The 16,564-nt window shown below is 69.1% G+C and carries 17 protein-coding genes; 11 read left to right on the forward strand and 6 right to left on the reverse strand.

The features are described from left to right. The coding region (locus V8688_RS21590; RefSeq protein ID WP_342801567.1) for an SDR family oxidoreductase at nt 1-582 on the forward strand (582 nt) is incomplete at its 5' end. Between the two features lie 113 nt (nt 583-695). After that, nucleotides 696-1,988 (forward strand): GDSL-type esterase/lipase family protein, encoded by a 1,293-nt coding sequence (locus V8688_RS21595; protein ID WP_342801568.1) that lies wholly within the window; start codon nt 696-698, stop codon nt 1,986-1,988. Nucleotides 1,989-1,992: 4 nt separating this feature from the next. Here V8688_RS21595 and V8688_RS21600 read toward each other — a convergent pair whose 3' ends face one another. Then, nucleotides 1,993-2,355 carry a hypothetical protein gene (locus tag V8688_RS21600; RefSeq protein ID WP_342801569.1) on the reverse strand — a complete coding sequence of 121 codons (363 nt, stop codon included), beginning with the start codon at nt 2,353-2,355 and terminating at the stop codon, nt 1,993-1,995. A 160-nt stretch (nt 2,356-2,515) separates the two neighbouring features. On the opposite strand from V8688_RS21600, the gene V8688_RS21605 reads away from it, so the two are divergent. Beyond that, nucleotides 2,516-2,920, forward strand: coding sequence for a DUF1801 domain-containing protein (locus V8688_RS21605; protein WP_218721484.1), 405 nt, complete (start codon nt 2,516-2,518; stop codon nt 2,918-2,920). On the opposite strand, the gene V8688_RS21610 is transcribed toward V8688_RS21605, so the two are convergent. Then, nucleotides 2,917-3,717 carry a metallophosphoesterase gene (locus V8688_RS21610; RefSeq protein WP_308248664.1) on the reverse strand — a complete coding sequence of 267 codons (801 nt, stop codon included), beginning with the start codon at nt 3,715-3,717 and terminating at the stop codon, nt 2,917-2,919. The two genes, V8688_RS21605 and V8688_RS21610, sit on opposite strands and share 4 nt — an antisense overlap. 42 nt (nt 3,718-3,759) lie before the next feature. After that, nucleotides 3,760-6,234 carry a phosphoketolase family protein gene (locus tag V8688_RS21615; RefSeq protein WP_342801570.1) on the reverse strand — a complete coding sequence of 825 codons (2,475 nt, stop codon included), beginning with the start codon at nt 6,232-6,234 and terminating at the stop codon, nt 3,760-3,762. 183 nt (nt 6,235-6,417) lie between these two features. Between V8688_RS21615 and V8688_RS21620 the strand changes: the two genes are divergently transcribed. The 5 genes from V8688_RS21620 (at nt 6,418) to clpX (ending at nt 11,463) form a co-directional block, all read left to right on the forward strand. Beyond that, a complete protein-coding gene (locus V8688_RS21620; protein WP_218721481.1) occupies nt 6,418-6,969 on the forward strand; it encodes an FKBP-type peptidyl-prolyl cis-trans isomerase in 552 nt (183 codons plus the stop codon). A gap of 137 nt (nt 6,970-7,106) precedes the next feature. Then, nucleotides 7,107-8,471, forward strand: a complete 1,365-nt coding sequence (gene tig / locus V8688_RS21625) for a trigger factor (protein ID WP_218721480.1) — start codon at nt 7,107-7,109, stop codon at nt 8,469-8,471. 187 nt (nt 8,472-8,658) lie between these two features. Continuing rightward, on the forward strand, nt 8,659-9,234 hold the full coding sequence (locus V8688_RS21630) for an ATP-dependent Clp protease proteolytic subunit (RefSeq protein WP_030202569.1): 576 nt from the start codon (nt 8,659-8,661) through the stop codon (nt 9,232-9,234). A gap of 42 nt (nt 9,235-9,276) precedes the next feature. Then, on the forward strand, nt 9,277-9,942 hold the full coding sequence (locus V8688_RS21635; protein WP_218721479.1) for an ATP-dependent Clp protease proteolytic subunit: 666 nt from the start codon (nt 9,277-9,279) through the stop codon (nt 9,940-9,942). A gap of 240 nt (nt 9,943-10,182) precedes the next feature. After that, the gene (clpX, locus tag V8688_RS21640) at nt 10,183-11,463 is read left to right on the forward strand and encodes an ATP-dependent Clp protease ATP-binding subunit ClpX (protein WP_218721478.1); all 1,281 of its coding nucleotides are present in this window, start codon (nt 10,183-10,185) and stop codon (nt 11,461-11,463) included. A gap of 69 nt (nt 11,464-11,532) precedes the next feature. Here clpX and V8688_RS21645 read toward each other — a convergent pair whose 3' ends face one another. Next, nucleotides 11,533-12,342, reverse strand: a complete 810-nt coding sequence (locus tag V8688_RS21645) for a hypothetical protein (protein ID WP_342801571.1) — start codon at nt 12,340-12,342, stop codon at nt 11,533-11,535. Nucleotides 12,343-12,630: 288 nt separating this feature from the next. Continuing rightward, nucleotides 12,631-13,245: a dihydrofolate reductase family protein gene (locus V8688_RS21650; protein WP_316573865.1), complete on the reverse strand. Its 615-nt coding sequence runs from the start codon at nt 13,243-13,245 to the stop codon at nt 12,631-12,633. 179 nt (nt 13,246-13,424) lie between these two features. On the opposite strand from V8688_RS21650, the gene mihF reads away from it, so the two are divergent. After that, the gene (gene mihF / locus V8688_RS21655; RefSeq protein ID WP_019045768.1) at nt 13,425-13,739 is read left to right on the forward strand and encodes an integration host factor, actinobacterial type; all 315 of its coding nucleotides are present in this window, start codon (nt 13,425-13,427) and stop codon (nt 13,737-13,739) included. A 79-nt stretch (nt 13,740-13,818) separates the two neighbouring features. Here mihF and V8688_RS21660 read toward each other — a convergent pair whose 3' ends face one another. Next, a complete protein-coding gene (locus tag V8688_RS21660) occupies nt 13,819-15,015 on the reverse strand; it encodes an FHA domain-containing protein (RefSeq protein WP_218721475.1) in 1,197 nt (398 codons plus the stop codon). A 278-nt stretch (nt 15,016-15,293) separates the two neighbouring features. Between V8688_RS21660 and V8688_RS21665 the strand changes: the two genes are divergently transcribed. Together V8688_RS21665 and V8688_RS21670 are read left to right on the forward strand one after the other, a co-directional pair. Next, complete coding sequence (locus tag V8688_RS21665) at nt 15,294-15,971, forward strand: TetR/AcrR family transcriptional regulator C-terminal domain-containing protein (protein ID WP_218721474.1); 678 nt, start codon at nt 15,294-15,296, stop codon at nt 15,969-15,971. After that, on the forward strand, nt 15,968-16,543 hold the full coding sequence (locus V8688_RS21670; RefSeq protein WP_218721473.1) for a GNAT family N-acetyltransferase: 576 nt from the start codon (nt 15,968-15,970) through the stop codon (nt 16,541-16,543). The genes V8688_RS21665 and V8688_RS21670 overlap by 4 nt, the downstream gene beginning before the upstream one ends. The last annotated feature ends 21 nt before the right edge of the window (nt 16,544-16,564 follow it).

The following is a 16,564-nucleotide window of genomic DNA, read 5'->3' on the forward strand; positions in this document are numbered from 1 at the left end:
GGCGCCGACGTGGCCGACGAAGCGGCCGTCGCCGCCGCGGTCGAGCGGATCGCCACCGAGCTCGGCGCGCCGACCGTGCTGATCAACAACGCCGGCGTGCTGCGTGACAACCTCCTGTTCAAGATGTCGGTGGACGACTGGGACACGGTCATGAACGTGCACCTGCGCGGTGCCTTCCTGATGACCAGGGCCGTGCAGAAGTACATGGTGGACGCGAAGTTCGGCCGCATCGTGAACCTGTCGAGCACCTCCGCGCTCGGCAACCGCGGCCAGGCCAACTACTCCGCCGCCAAGGCGGGCATGCAGGGATTCACCAAGACCCTCGCCTTCGAGCTGGGCAAGTTCGGCGTCACCGCCAACGCGATCGCGCCCGGCTTCATCGAAACCGAGATGACCGCCGCGACCGCGGCTCGGGTCGGCGTCGACTTCGAGGCGTTCAAGCAGGCCGCCGCGGCGCAGATCCCGGTCAACCGGGTCGGCACGCCCCCCGACATCGCCAACACGGCGTCGTTCTTCGTGAGCGAGGGCGCGGGCTTCGTGTCCGGCCAGGTCATCTACGTCGCGGGTGGACCGAAGGACTGACGCGAAGGCCGGTGGGCGCGAGAAAGTTTCGCGATTTCCCGCCGCCGGTCCACCGGCGCTTTTACTGTTACCCCCGATAACGGTCGGGTGGTGACTGCTGGAGGCTGTGCGGCGTGGGGAAGTGGGCGGTTTTCGGGGCCGCGATGGTACTGGCCGGATCGATGTCGACCGGGATCGCCGGTGCGGCACCGACGACCTGCGCCGAGTCCACCTGGGTGGGCAGCTGGATGGCGGCGCCGTCCGATTCGCTCAGCGCCGCCGACCCGTCGCTGGTTCCCCAGCTGTCGATCTCGGATCAGACCTATCGCGTGGTGATCACCCCGCATCGGGGCGGCTCGGAGTTGCGCGTGCACCTGACCAATCGCACCCGGCCGATCGCGATGGACATCGGCCACGTGACCGTGGCGCACCGGACCGTGGGCGCGGCGGTCCGGCCCGACTCCGTGCGCGAGGTGACTTTCGGCGGCGCCCGAGCCGTGCGTATCCCGCCGTGGAGCGACGTGGTGAGCGACCCGGTCCAGCTCGACTTCGAGGCGTTCGCGGCGCTGGCGGTGAGCGTGCACGCGCCCGGGCTCGCGGTGCTGCCGACCGAGCACTTCAACGGCAACGCCACCAGTTATTACAGCCTCCCGTTCGCCGGTGACCGCACCGCCGAACCGTCCGGCGCGCAGCTGCCGTTGAGTACCACCGCCGTGCCGTTCGTGTCGGGACTCGACGTGCGGGCGCCGGGGGAGGTGTCGGCCATCGTGGCCTTCGGCGACTCGATCACCGACGGCTATGTGTCGGCCACGTTCCTCGGCACGCCGCAGGACGGCGGCGTGATCGATCAGAACGTGCGCTATCCGGATTTCCTGCAGCGCCGACTCGACGCCGCGGGCAAGCCGTTCAGCGTGCTCAACGCGGGGATCTCGGGGAACCGGGTCACCCGCGACGGATTCATCCCGCAGTTCGGACCGAACGCGGGCGCCAGGCTGCAGGCCGACGTCATCGACAAGGCCGGGGTCGGTGATGTCATCGTGCTCGAGGGCATCAACGATCTGGGTATCCCGATCGGCGCCGGCTACGACGAGGTCGTCGCCGGATACACCGGCCTGATCCAGCGACTGCACGCCACCGGACTGCGCGTGCACCTGGGCACCATCCTGCCGTCGAGCAACGCGCTGCTCGACGGGATGATCACCCTGCCGTACGCGAATCCGGTGCGGCAGCGGATCAACGCGTGGATCCGCACCCAGCGACTGTCCGACAGCGTGGTGGATTTCGATGCGGCGCTGCGTGATCCGGCGAACCCGGACGTCCTCGATCCCCGCTACGCCGGCCCGGACAACCTGCACCCCAACGCCGCGGGCTATCGGGCGATGGCCGAGGCGATCGACCTCGACCGGTTCACCCCGAGCTGCGGCTGACGCCTCAGGCGCAGCGGAACCGGAATTCGGTGCTCACCTGCCTGCCCGCGGCGACCTGCAGCCGCACCGGCGCGGTGTCGGCGAGCGCGCACCCGCCGGGCACGGTGATCACCTTCGCCTCGTAGCAGCCGTCGGGCAGCGCCGCGGTGGCGCGGCCGTCGGCGCCGCTGGTCAGGGTCGTGACGACCGGACTCTCGCCGCAGCGGGTCACCGTGATCTCGGCGCGATTGACGGGGATCGGGTCGCGGCCGGTGAAGGCCAGCACGGTGAGCGTCCCGGCGGTGCCCGGCGGCGCCGGATCGGCGGCGACCGGCCCCGCCCCGACCAGCGGACAGAGTACGGACAGGGCGAGCAACGTTCGGCGCATGAACCTCTCCTCATCGATGAGTCGGGTCGTCCGCTGCGATGGTAAGCCGGTTTCGCCGGGTGGCGGCCCGCTCGCCCGGGATGTCGAGTTGACGATTCGGCGACGATCCTCCCGGGCGCGCTGCCCGGACACCGGCCCGCCGATGTGCCACCATCGATCGGTGAGTTACGTCGCCGATCCTCGCGTCGACGCCTACATCGACGCGCTCCCGACCTGGCAGCAGGCGATCTGCCGCCAGGTGCGCGATCTCGTCCACGCCGTGGACCCCGAGGTCGTCGAGACCGTGAAGCGCCGCGTGCGGCCCTACTTCGTGCTCGACGGCAATGTCTGCGCCCTGCTGGCCGCCAAGACGCACGTCAACATCTTCCTCTACGACGGGGCCATCGTCCCCGACCCGGACAACATCATCACCGGCGGGCACGACAACAAGACCGCCCGCACCGTCGCCGTCTACGAGGGCCAGACCCTCAACGAACGCGCCCTGGGCAAGATGCTGAAACAGATCATCGCCGACAACCGCGCCGGCGGCTGGCGCAAGATCAAACAGGACCGCGGCGAGGCCTAGCTGCCGGGGGTGATGCCGGCCCGCTCGCTCCAGATCTTCTCGGCGGGAACGGAGATCGTGGTCAGTTCGGGGTAGCGCAGGGCGGACAGGGTGCCGCCGAAGACGGCGCCGGTGTCCAGGCAGAGGGTGTTGTTGACCCAGGTCAGGGTGGTGACGGGGGTGTGGCCGTAGAGGACGGTCGCGGCGCCGCGGTAGTCCTGGGCCCAGTCGTAGCGGATGGGCAGGCCGTGCTCGTCGAAGTCGCCGGTGGGCGAGCCGTAGAGCGCGAAGGAGCGGGCGCGCCCGGAGGTGCTGCCGTGCAGGCTCTCCGGGAGGCCGGCATGGGCGACGACCAGCCTGCCGCGGTCGAGCAGATAGTGGCTGGGCAGCTCGCGCAGGAACGTGTGTGCGGCGGTGCGGAATTCGGCGTCCTCGTCGGCCAGCTGGGCCAGGGACAGTTCGAGTCCGTGGGCGACGCGGACATTGCGGCCGTCGAGCGCGCGCATCAGTTTGTACTCGTGGTTGCCGGTGACGCACAGCGCGGTGCGCGCGGCGACCATGCCCATCGCCAGGCGCAAGACGCCGGGAGTGTCGGGACCGCGATCGACGAGATCGCCGACGAAGACCACCGTGCGCGCCCGCGGATGCGCGGCGCCGACGGCCCGGCCGCGCTCGTCGCGCTCGATCGTGTAGCCGAGCTCGCCCAGCAGCGTTTCCAGCTCGCCGCGGCAACCGTGGACATCGCCGATCACGTCGAAGGGTCCGGTGAGGTCGCGACGATCGCGAGGGAGGGTGTCGGGGCGGCGGGGCTCGGTCATCGACTCCATCGTCGTGCAGCCCAGCCCCGCTCCGCAACCGCGTTACGTCACAGTGGGGACCGCGGCCTCGGGCCAGACCCAGTTCGCGACGACCGGGATGTCCTCGCCGTGCTCCCTGGTCCAGCGGCGCGCGATCAGCCGGGCGTCGACCATCTCCTGGCGCAGCCCGGCGGCCCGCCCGCGCAGGCCCGGCACCCGATCGATCACGTCGAGCACGAGGTGGAAGCGGTCGAGGTCGTTGAGCATCACCATGTCGAAAGGCGTGGTGGTCGTGCCCTTCTCCTTGTATCCGCGCACGTGCAGTTCGGCGTGGTTGGTGCGGCGGTAGGTGAGGCGGTGAACCAGCCAGGGGTAACCGTGGAAGGCGAAGATCACCGGCCGGTCGGTGGTGAACAGCGCGTCGAACTCGGCGTCGGGCAGGCCGTGCGGATGCTCGTCGGCGGGCAGCAGCCGCATCAGGTCGACCACGTTGACCACCCGGATCCGCAGGTCGGGGAGGCGATCGCGAAGAATCGCCGCGGCGGCGAGGGTCTCCAGGGTGGGGATGTCGCCGGCGCAGCCGAGCACCACGTCGGGGGTGGTGCCGGGTTCGTCGTTGTGGCAGGCCCACTCCCAGATGCCGACCCCACGGGCACAGTGCAGCGCGGCCTCCGACACCGAAAGCCAGTCCGGCCCCGGCTGTTTGCCCGCGACGACGACATTGGCGTAGTGCCGCGAGCGCAGGCAGTGGTCATAGGTGGACAGCAGCGTGTTCGCGTCCGGCGGCAGATACACCCGCACGATCTCGGGACTCTTGTTCGCCACGACATCGAGGAAACCCGGGTCCTGGTGGGTGAATCCGTTGTGATCCTGGCGCCACACGTGCGAGGTGAGCAGGTAGTTCAGGCTGGGGATCTTGCGCCGCCACGGCACCGCCAGACTGGCGTCGAGCCACTTGGCGTGCTGGTTGAACATGGCGTCGACGATGTGGATGAACGCCTCGTAGCAGGTGAACACCCCGTGGCGGCCGGTCAGCAGGTAACCCTCCAGCAGGCCCTGGCACATGTGCTCGGAGAGCACCTCCACGGCACGGCCGGTCGGGGACAGGTCGACGTCCCAGCGGCCCACCTCGGCCTGCCAGTCCCGCCCGGTCACCTCGAGAATGTCCTGCAGCCGGTTGCTGACCAGTTCGTCGGGGGCGAGGGTGAGGAAATTGTGCGGATTGCGCACGGTGACATCGCGCAGCCAGCCGCCCAGCACCCGGGTCGCCTCGTGCGGGCCCGAGCCCGGCTGCTCGACGGCGACGCCGTAGTCGCGCCAGTCCGGCAGGTCCAGGTCGCGCACGAGCAGTCCGCCGTTGGCGACCGGGTTCAGGCTCATCGGCCGCTCGGGGATCTGGGCGAGTACGGCGGGGACCGGGGCGCCGAGCTCGTCGAACAGTTCCTCGGGCCGGTACGAGCGCAGCCACTGCTCCAGCACGTGCCGGTGCCGCGGGTCGGTGCGGGCGGCGGGCAAGGGCACCTGGTGCGCGCGGAAGGTGCCCTCGACCTGCTTACCGTCGACGACCGGCGGGCAGGTCCAGCCCTTCGGGGTGTGCAGCACGATCATCGGCCAGCGCGGCCGGGTGGTGTCGCCGTCCTCGCGGGCCGCGCGCTGGAATCCGGCGATGCGATCCAGGCAGGTGTCCATCGCGGCGGCCAGTGCCTGGTGCACCGGGGCGGGATCGTCGCCCGAGACGATCAGCGGTTCGTAGCCGTAGCCGCGCAGCAGCGAGATCAGCTCGTCGGTGGGGATGCGGGCGAAGATGGTCGGATTGGCGATCTTGTACTCGTTGAGCGCCAGGATCGGCACCACCGCGCCGTCGCGGCCCGCGTTGAGGAATTTGTTCGCGTGCCAGCTGCCCGCCAGCGGGCCGGTCTCGGCCTCGCCGTCGCCGATCACGCAGAACACGGTCAGCTCGGGATGGTCGAGCGCGGCGCCGTACGCGTGCAGCAGGCTGTAGCCGAGTTCGCCGCCCTCGTGGAACGAGCCGGGGGTCTCCGGCGCGCAGTGGCTGGGCACGCCGCCGGGGAAGGAGAACTGGTGGAACAGCCTGCGCATGCCGTGGCCGTCGCGGGCGATGTCGGGGTAGAGCTCGGCGTAGGCGCCTTCCAGCCAGGCGCAGGCGTTCGGGCCGGGGCCGCCGTGGCCGGGACCGGCCACATACACCGCGTTCAGTCCGCGCGCGCGGATCACCCGGTTCGCGTGCGCCCACACCAGATTCAGGCCGGGCACGGTGCCGAAGTGGCCGAGCAGGCGCGGTTTGATGTCGTCCGCGCGCAGAGGTTCGCGCAGCAGCGGATTGTTCATCAGATAGATCTGGCCGACCGCGAGATAGTTCGACGCCCGCCACCAGGTGTCGACGGCGACGAGTTCGTCGCGCGAGAGCGGGCCGGGGGCATCGGTGAGGACATAGGGCTGCGGGGCGATGGTCTCGCCGTCCCCGCCGCCCACGTCGTCGGCGGCGGTATCGGCATCGAGATCGCTGGTCCGGGTCATCGCGGACTCTCCTCGTAGTCGGTGAGCTGCGGCGTAGTCGGTGAGCTGCGGCGCCGTCCGCGCCGACGGGACCTGCCCGGGGCACCGATCGGGTACTCGGCGACACCGGTGGAGAACGCACCGCCGAGCCTACCGCCGTGCCGGTACCCGGCGCCGTACACGCGGTCTATTACTGTGCGGGCCATGCATTCTCTCGGCAGGATCATCGGCATCGGACTCGTCGCGGCCGCCGCGATCGCGACAGCGGCCTGCGGCTCGGACTCGGATTCGGCGAGCTCGCCGAGCAGCAGCACCGCCGCCGGCCAGTCCACGGCGAGCAAGGGCCGCGAATGCACCGCCGACGACATCGAGGTCAGCGGTGGCTACGGCGACGCGCCGGAGATCACCATCCCCGACTCCTGTGACCCGCCCACGACGCTGATCGTCAAGGACCTGGTCGCGGGCAACGGTCCCGGCGCGGTCGCGGGTCAGCCGCTGACCATGAACTACGCGCTGGTCACCTGGTCGGACAAGCAGACCCTGGACAGCTCGTTCAAGCGCGGCAAGCCGTTCCAGCTGACCCTCGGCGCCGGCCAGGTCATCGAGGGCTGGGACCAGGGCCTGCTCGGTGTGCAGCAGGGCGCGCGCCGGCTGCTGATCGTGCCGCCGAACCTCGGCTACGGCGCGGGCGGCAACGGCGTCGCGCCGAACGAGACCCTGGTCTTCGTCACCGACGCGGTGCAGGTCGGCCGCTAGCCGCCGCCCAAACAACCGCCGATTGCACGACCGCGAAGGCGGTCAACTACCCTGGTCGGGATGCGTGCGCCGCACCCGGTCAGGGTGCGACGTCCCATGCGGGGACACCACTGAACTACGAACCAAGGAGCATGTCCGTGAAGAGCACCGTCGAGCAGCTGAGCCCGACCCGGGTCCGGATCAACGTCGAGGTGCCCTTCGAGGAGCTGAAGCCCGACTTCGACAAGGCGTACAAGGCGCTGGCCCAGCAGGTCCGCATCCCCGGCTTCCGTCCGGGCAAGGCTCCGGCCAAGCTGATCGAGACCCGCGTCGGCCGTGGCGCCGTGCTGGAGCAGGTCGTCAACGACGCGCTGCCGGGTCGCTACGCCGAGGCCGTGCAGTCCGCCGAGGTCAAGGTCATCGGCCAGCCCGAGATCGAGATCACCAAGATCGAGGACGGCGAAGAGCTGGCGTTCACCGCCGAGGTCGACGTGCGCCCCGAGATCGCGCTGCCGGACTACTCGGGCCTCGAGGTCACCGTCGACGCGTTCACCATCGAGGACGCCGACATCGAGCAGCAGCTCACCTCGCTGCGTCAGCGCTTCGGCACCCTGACCGGTGTCGAGCGCGCCGTGCAGGACGGCGACTTCGTCTCGATCGACCTGTCGGCCACCGTCGACGGCGAGGACGTCCCGGAGGCGGCCACCACCGGTCTGTCGCACGAGGTCGGTTCGGGTCAGCTGATCGAGGGCCTCGACGAGGCGATCACCGGTCTGTCGGCCGGCGAGTCGAAGGAGTTCACCTCCACCCTGGTCGCCGGCGAGCACGCCGGTAAGGAAGCCGTCATCACCGTCACCGTGCAGTCGGTGAAGGAGCGCGAGCTGCCCGAGGCCGACGACGAGTTCGCCCAGCTGGCCAGCGAGTTCGACACCATCGACGAGCTCAAGGAAGACCTGAAGGGCCGCGTCGAGCGCGTCAAGAAGGTCGAGCAGGCCGGTCAGATCCGCGACAAGGTGCTCGACACCCTGCTCGAGACCGTCGAGGTTCCGCTGCCCGAGGCCGTCGTCAAGGCCGAGGTCGACGCGGTGCTGCACGACGCCGTCCACGGCTTCGACCACGACGAGGCCAAGCTGGCCGAGGCGCTCGAGGCGCAGGGCTCCTCTCGCGAGGAGTTCGACAAGGACACCCAGGAAGCCGCCGAGAAGTCGGTCAAGACCCAGCTGCTGCTCGATGCCATCGCCGAGGCCGAGAACACCCAGGTCGGCCAGCAGGAGCTGACCGAGCGAATCCTGTTCCAGGCCCAGCGTTACGGCATGTCGCCGGAGCAGTTCATCCAGCAGGTGCAGCAGGCCGGTCAGCTCGGCGCGGTGTTCGCCGACGTCCGTCGCGGCAAGGCGCTGGCCGGTGTCGTCGGCCAGGTGAAGGTCACCGACTCCGAGGGCAACGTGGTCGACACCACCGAAATGTTCGGTGACCCTGCGGATTCCGCCGAGACCGAGCAGGTCGAGGCCGCCGCCGAATAAGTTTTGTGATGCCGGTGTGACCGGTACCCCACCGAGGGTGCTTGGATTGCGCTGTGAGCGAAGAAGGGCGGTACCGGGAGTTCGGTGCCGCCCTGCTTCGTTACTGTTTGTGACGACGAACCGTATGGCCGTAGCAATCGGTGAGAAGAGAAGGCAGGTATCCGTGACAATCAACCAGGCAGGGGTCATGACAGCCGCTACTGCTGGTCTCAACCTCAGTGATTCGGTGTACGAGCGGCTGCTGCGCGAGCGCATCATCTTCCTCGGCACCCAGGTCGACGATGACATCGCGAACAAGCTGTGCGCGCAGATCCTGCTGCTCTCGGCCGAGGACCCGACCAAGGACATCTCGCTCTACATCAACTCCCCGGGTGGCTCGGTCACCGCGGGTATGGCCATCTACGACACGATGCAGTTCGCCGAGTGCGACATCAAGACCGTCGCGATGGGTCTGGCCGCGTCGATGGGGCAGTTCCTGCTGACCGCGGGCACCAAGGGCAAGCGTTTCGCGCTGCCGCACACCCGGATCATGATGCACCAGCCGTCGGCAGGCATCGGTGGTTCGGCGGCCGACATCGCGATCATGGCCGAGCAGTTCGCCCACACCAAGCGCGAGCTCAACGAGCTGCAGTCGCTGCACACCGGCAAGTCGGTGGAGCAGGTGACCGAGGACGCGGACCGCGACCGCTGGTTCACGGCGAAGGAAGCCCTCGAATACGGCTTCATCGACCACGTGGTCACCCACGCGAACCAGGCGAAGTAACGCCGCCGTCCCCCCTCACTCGAGACAAGCTTGGAGATAAAGATGGCCAACCTCTTCGACCCGCGCGCCGGACATGGCGGCTCCGCTGCGGGCCTCCCGCAGGCGCGCTACATCCTGCCGCAGTTCACCGAGCAGACCTCGTTCGGTGTCAAGACGTCGGACCCGTACAACAAGCTCTTCGAAGAGCGCATCATCTTCCTGGGCAACCAGGTCGACGACGTGTCGGCGAACGACATCATGGCGCAGCTGCTGGTGCTGGAGTCCCAGGACCCCGACCGCGACATCACCATGTACATCAACTCGCCCGGCGGCTCGTTCACCGCGCTGATGGCGATCTACGACACCATGCAGTACGTCCGCCCCGACGTGGTGACGGTCTGCCTGGGTCAGGCCGCCTCGGCCGCTGCGGTGCTGCTGGCCGCCGGTGCCCCCGGCAAGCGCGCCGCGCTGCCCAACGCGCGCATCCTGATCCACCAGCCGTCCTCGGGCGGCGTGCAGGGCCAGGTGTCCGACCTCGAGATCGCCGCGGCCGAGATCGAGCGCATGCGGCGCCTGATGGAAGTCACCATCTCGCGCCACACCGGCAAGTCCGAGGAGCAGGTCCGCAAGGACACCGACCGCGACAAGATCCTGACCGCCGAGGAAGCCAAGGAATACGGCATCGTCGACCAGGTCTTCGACTACCGGAAGCTCAGCGGGCAGAAGTGACACGCCCGGGCCCGTCGCCCGATCTGGGCGGCGGGCCCACCATTTTTCGACCGTGGGCCTCACAATGGTGAGAACCCGCACAACGCTTCACAGAAACATGCGCGAGTTGTCGACCTCTCTCGCGCACACCAGGTACGGTCGACTCAGGGACCATTGCTCTGATTGACGGCACCGAAACGTATTTCCGGCCCAATCGGGGGACGACGGTCGCACTCGGACAAGGAAGTAGGGACCTACGAGATGGCGCGCATCGGAGACGGCGGCGATCTGCTCAAGTGCTCGTTCTGCGGAAAGAGCCAGAAGCAGGTCAAGAAGCTCATTGCGGGCCCCGGGGTCTATATCTGCGACGAGTGCATCGACCTCTGCAACGAGATCATCGAAGAAGAGCTGGCCGAGTCGAGCGAGGTCAAGCTCGACGAGCTGCCCAAGCCCTCGGAGATCCGGGATTTCCTGGAGAACTACGTCATCGGCCAGGACACGGCCAAGCGCACGCTCGCGGTGGCGGTCTACAACCACTACAAGCGCATTCAGGCCGGCGACAAGGGCCGCGACAGCCGCGGCGAGACCGTCGAGCTGGCCAAGTCGAACATTCTGATGCTCGGCCCCACCGGTTGCGGTAAGACCTACCTCGCGCAGACGCTGGCGAAGATGCTGAACGTGCCGTTCGCCATCGCCGACGCCACCGCGCTCACCGAGGCGGGCTACGTGGGCGAGGATGTCGAGAACATCCTGCTGAAGCTGATCCAGGCCGCCGACTACGACGTCAAGCGCGCCGAGACCGGCATCATCTACATCGACGAGGTCGACAAGATCGCCCGCAAGAGCGAGAACCCGTCGATCACCCGCGATGTGTCCGGCGAGGGTGTGCAGCAGGCGCTGCTGAAGATCCTGGAGGGCACCCAGGCGAGTGTGCCGCCGCAGGGCGGTCGCAAGCACCCGCACCAGGAGTTCATCCAGATCGACACCACCAACGTGCTGTTCATCGTGGCGGGCGCGTTCGCGGGCCTGGAGAAGATCATCTCCGACCGCACCGGCCACCGTGGCATCGGCTTCGGCGCCGAGGTCCGTTCCAAGGCCGAGGTCGACACCGACGACCACTTCGCCGACGTGATGCCCGAGGACCTGATCAAGTTCGGTCTGATCCCCGAGTTCATCGGCCGCCTGCCGGTCGTCGCCTCGGTGACCAACCTGGACAAGGAATCGCTGGTCAAGATCCTCTCGGAGCCGAAGAACGCGCTGGTCAAGCAGTACGTGCGCCTCTTCGAGATGGATGGCGTCGACCTGGAGTTCACCACCGACGCCCTCGAAGCGGTCGCCGACCAGGCGATTCTGCGTGGCACCGGCGCTCGTGGCCTGCGCGCCATCATGGAGGAAGTCCTGCTCCCGGTGATGTACGACATCCCCGGCCGCGACGACGTCGCCAAGGTGGTCGTCAACGCCGACACCGTCACCGAGAACGTCCTTCCGACGATCGTCCCCCGCAAGACCCAGCGCACCGAGCGCCGCGAGAAGTCGGCGTAGCGCCCACACAGGCACACGAGAGCGGGCCCGTACTCCGGTGAGGAGTACGGGCCCGCTCTCGTGTGGTGACTAGCTCTCGCGGAAGGCGGGGGCCGCGGAGAGGAGGTCCTCGGCGTCGTCGGTGGGGATTTCGGCGGAGGCGCGAGCGATGGCGGTGCTGTAGCGAGCGCTGGCGGCGTTGTGGATCATCAGGGCCACGCCGATCATGACGGGGGCCACGGCATGCACGGCGGCGTCGTACCAGTGCTTGGCGCTCAGGTGGGGGTAGGTGTTGAGGGCGATGGTGAGCGAGAGCAGGAACAGCTCGGCGACCAGGACCTGGGTCCGGTTGCCCATCACGCCCCACTCGGCGACGCGGGTCGTGCCGATCATGATGATGACCAGGCAGACGCTGATCATGGCCTCCAGGCCGAAGCTGGCCCAGTAGAGCGGGTCGCTCGGCCCGCCGGGGGCGATGTTGTGCTGGACGTTCACCGCCGACCACAGCATGCCGGCGATGACCACGCCGGCCAACGCGCGCAACGACCAGGTGCGGTGCTGGTAGAGCGAGGCCAGCCGGGCACGCGGGTTGGATTCGCGGCGCTGGGCGGCGATGGCCTTGCGGGCCAGCATCACGTCCGCCATCTCGGCCCGCTCCATCTCGGCAGTGGTCTCGCGCAGCCGGTCGGCGTGGGTGGAGGCGGACTTGATCTGCTTCCAGCGCTGGTCGCGCTCGTAGGTGCGGATCTTCTCGGCCAGCTCGCGCTCGGCGCGGAGCTCGTCCTCGGACAGGGCGTCGGTCAGGGCTGGATCGGACTGGTAGGCGATGCGCCGCCTGGCCCGTTCGACCCGGACAGGCAACGCAACGACCTCGTCATCGAGCGGGTGTTCCTCGCGCATCGCAACTCCAGTAAGCAAAGGGTTCGCCGGGTCGCGTCATTCTTGCGCATAGAGCGGGGGAGAGCACAACCGCGGGCCGCATTTCTCGCCGACCCGCCGATGCCGGAAACGTCTGGCGCACAACTGTGTAGCTGTTACCGCACTCGCACGGGGAGACGGTGACGACCGGTGACCGGTCGCGCCCGGGTCGAGGAGCTTCGTTGATCCTCCGTGGTTCGCCGTTGAACCTTGGTCCCGTTTTGTGCTTCTGCTGATGTTTCGTCGCAGCTGGGCGCGGTGTTACGTGGATCACCCGGCGGAGAAGTCGCCGTACTTCGGGGCCCCGTCGGCGCGGTAGCTCGCGATGAGCACGCCGGTGGACGTGGTGCGCGAGTCGGTGAGGGCGAACCCGGTGGGGCGCACCGTCTCGGTGAACAGTCTCTTGCCGCTGCCGAGCACCACCGGGAAGGTCAGCAGGTTCATCGTGTCGACGAGACCGGCCGCGAGCAGGGTCTGGGCGAGTACGCCGCTGCCGTGCATCTGCAATTCCCGGCCGGGGCGATCCTTGAGCGCCGTCACCGCGGCCACGATGTCGCCGTGCAGCAACTCGGTGCCCGCCCAGTCCGCCTCGGTGCGGGTGGTCGTGGCGACGTATTTCGGCAGGGCGTTGAGCTTGGTGGCCACCGGGTTGTCCGGGTCGTCGATCTTCGGCCAGTAGGCCGCGAAGATGTCGTAGGTGCGCCTGCCCAGCAGGAACGCGTCGACCCGGTCGAAGACCGAGTCCATGAAGACGCCGAAGTCGTCGTCGGCGAACGGGGCCGACCAGCCGCCGTGGGTGAAGCCGTCGACGGTATCCTCCTCCGGCCCGCCCGGCGCTTGGTAGACACCATCGATGGTGAGGAACTGGGTCAGGGAGAGCTCCATGGCGACCGTCCTTTCGTCCGTTTCGTCCGTCTTGCAGGTCGTTCACCCATTACGACGGGCCCAGCACGCAAAACTCATCGGCGTATCCTCGCGGTGTGTCGGACTGGTGCTGCCGTTCGGTTGCTGTTTACTCGGTCCGTCAATCAGATGTTCGAGTGACGAGTGGAAGCGGAGGAGACATGGCACTGCCTACGATGACCGCCGAACAGCGCACCGAGGCGTTGGCCAAAGCGGCTGCCGTGCGCAAGGCGCGCTCGGAACTGATCGGCAAGGTGAAGGAGGGCAAGGTCACCGTCGCCGATCTGCTCAAGAAGGCCGACAGCGACGACCTGGTCAAGAAGACCAAGGTCGCTGCGGTGATCAAGGCGCTGCCGGGTGTCGGCCCGGTGAAGGCGGCCAAGCTGATGGATCAGGCCGAGATTCCCGAGGATCGCCGCATCGGCGGCCTCGGCGCTCGCCAGCGCGCGGCGCTGCTCGACGCCCTCGAGGCCTGAGCCGAATCGCGAACCGGCGCCCGTGGACGCACAGCGTGCACGCCACGGGCGTCGGGACAGTTCGGCCGCATGAGCTTTCTCAGACGCAGTAGGTCAGCAGGAAATCGTTGATCCGCAGGCGCCAGCCCGGTTGCAGCTCGATGGGCAGGGTGCCGACGCGCGACCAGCGTTCGGAGTCGGGGGCGGCGAAGAACGTACCGGAGGTGGCGGGGGCTTCCCGGACGAACACCTTGCCACGGTCGGGGGCGACGAAGGCATGGACCCGGGACACGAGCCGGTCGCGTTCGATCAGAATGGGAGTGGCGGCGGCGGCCCGCACAGATTCGTCGCCCGAGGGATTACGGCCCAGGACATAAGGCCGATCCAGGGGGTAACTCAGTCCGTCCTCGGTGACGAGGGCGCCGCGCGAGCTGGTGGGGTGCGGCCCGGACTTGCTCAGCGCGACGGGCTCGGCCCGCTTCGCCGCGTCCAAGGCCTGCGACCACGCCAGCGGGGCGTTGGCGGCGGGGGAATTGCGCGGACCGGTGCTGACGGTCTCGCCGTCGGCGGTCACCGGACGCGAGCCGGTGCTCACGGTTTCGCCGTCGGGACCGCTCGTCTCGGTGGCGGCCACGAAACCGGTTGCCGGGCCCGGGAACCCGGACTCGGCGCTGGGGGTGGCGAAACCCGCGGTCGCCGGCCTGGCCTCGCCGTTCTCGGTGCGATCCGAGTGCGTGCGCAGGGCGCGGAATCCGGTGGCCTCGGTCGGTGGCGGCTCGTCGACGGACTCGATCCGGCGCGGTGCCGGATTGCGGCGTCGGCCGAGAGTGAGCACGAATCCGTTGCCGGTGACGATGCCCGCCCGCAGGTCGGTGCGGGGATTGGCGCTGGTCGGGTCGGCCATCTCGGCGCCGACCGCGATCCGGCGGACGGGTTCGCGGATGATCTCGTCGACCCAGGTGAAGGCGCGGTCGCCGGCCAGGCGGCGGTTGCCCTCGGCGCCGGAGATCTCGGCGATCACCGCGCCGCGCAACAGGATCAGCATCCCGTCGGCGGTCGGGGCGAGGACGCCGAACGGCGGCGGGGCGGACGCGCCGCCGAAGACGACACCGGCCAGTCGCTGGGCCAGTGCGGCGCCGGGCGCCGAGGCCGCGGTGCTCATGGCGACGGTTTCGACCGCGCCGAGTAGTCGGTCGGTGGACGGGGTTTCGCCCGCGAGATACATGACGACGTCGCCGAATCGGGCGACGATCCCGGTACCGGGCACGATGGCCACGGTAGACGAATGCGCGCGCATCAATGCCTCCTTGTCGGACTGGCCTTTGCCAGCATAGATCGACTCGCCGGATGCGGTTGAGGGTTGTGTGCCCGAACAGCGCGCGAGCAGGCCCTCACCGGGTGTTCCGGCAGGTGGTGGACGGGCGTTTCGGGCACCGGTGCACCACTGGCGCAGCGGATTTCGGTCGTGTCGTGATCACCGGGCGAGGCTGTCGAAGCCGTCTGGGCGGCCAACGGTGCGCGATTACGAACAATGTTCGTGTCAAACGTCGTTCGTGGCCCGCGTATGATCGGCGCATGAATGCCGCACCCGTCAGCCGCCGGGCCCGACCGGCGAAAGCTCCGTTGAGCCGTGAGGTCGTCATCGAGACCGGTTTGCGCATCCTCGACACCGACGGCCTGGCCGCGCTCACCATGCGCCGGGTCGCCCAGGAGCTCGACACCGGCGCCGCCTCGCTCTACGTCTACGTCGCCAATCGCGACGACCTGATGACCGGCATGCTCGACCACGTCCTGTCCACCGTGACCACGCCCACCGAGGGCGACTGGCGGCAGCGCCTGACCGCCGTCGTCGCGTCCGCCGTCGAGGTGCTCGGCAGGCACGAGGGGCTGGCGCTGGTCGCGTTCGGCCGGATCCCCACCACCGAGCACGCGCTCGGTCTGATCGAACAGCTGCTCGCCCTGCTGCGCGAAGGCGGCCTCGATCCGGCGACCGCCACCTGGGCCGTGGACCTGATCCACCTGCACATCACCGCCGAGGCCGCCGAGCAGGCGGCCTACAACACCCAGGGCGGCACCGAATCGGAGTACCTCGCCGAGATCGGCAGGCGCTTCGCCGAGCTGCCCGCCGAGCGCTACCCGACCATCGTCGCGCTGCGCGAGCAGATGCTCGCCGGTGACGGCGACGCCCGTGGCCGGTGGGCCTTGCGCGCCATGCTCAACGGCATCCTCGCCACCCCGGTGGACGCGCGATGACCGGCGTCGACCAGCCGGGGATCGCCGCGCGAGCGCAGGCGGGCGGCGGACCCATCCGGCCCGCGACCGAGGCCGAGATCCCGGTGCTGCAGGAGATCGAGCGGCGCGCGGGCGCCCCGTTCGCCGCGGTGGGCATGACCGCGGTCGCCGACGACGACCCGCCGCACGCCGACACCCTGCGCGAATACATCACCGCCGGACGCGCCTGGGTCTGGCCCGACGAGACCGGCCGCGCCATCGGCTACCTGGTGCTCGGCATGGTCGACGGCGAGCCGCACGTGGACCAGGTCTCGGTGGACCCGGCCCACGCCGGGCTGCGCATCGGCAAACGCCTGATCGACCACGCCGTCCGCTGGGCGAAAGACCGTGGGCTGCACGAGATCACCCTCACCACGTTCACCCACGTCCCGTGGAACGGCCCGTACTACGAGCGGCTCGGCTTCTCCTACATCCCGCCCGCCGACGAGACCCCGGAGCTACGAGCCATCCGCGCCGCCGAGATCGCCCACGGCCTCGACGAATGGCCCCGCGCCTGCATGCGCGCCGACCTGGCCACCTGGACCTACGGCTGACGCTCGCCCGGACCGCCGCGC

Source organism: Nocardia sp. No.11 (genome assembly GCF_038752175.1).
In the GTDB taxonomy this organism is placed as follows: Bacteria; Actinomycetota; Actinomycetes; order Mycobacteriales; family Mycobacteriaceae; genus Nocardia; species Nocardia canadensis.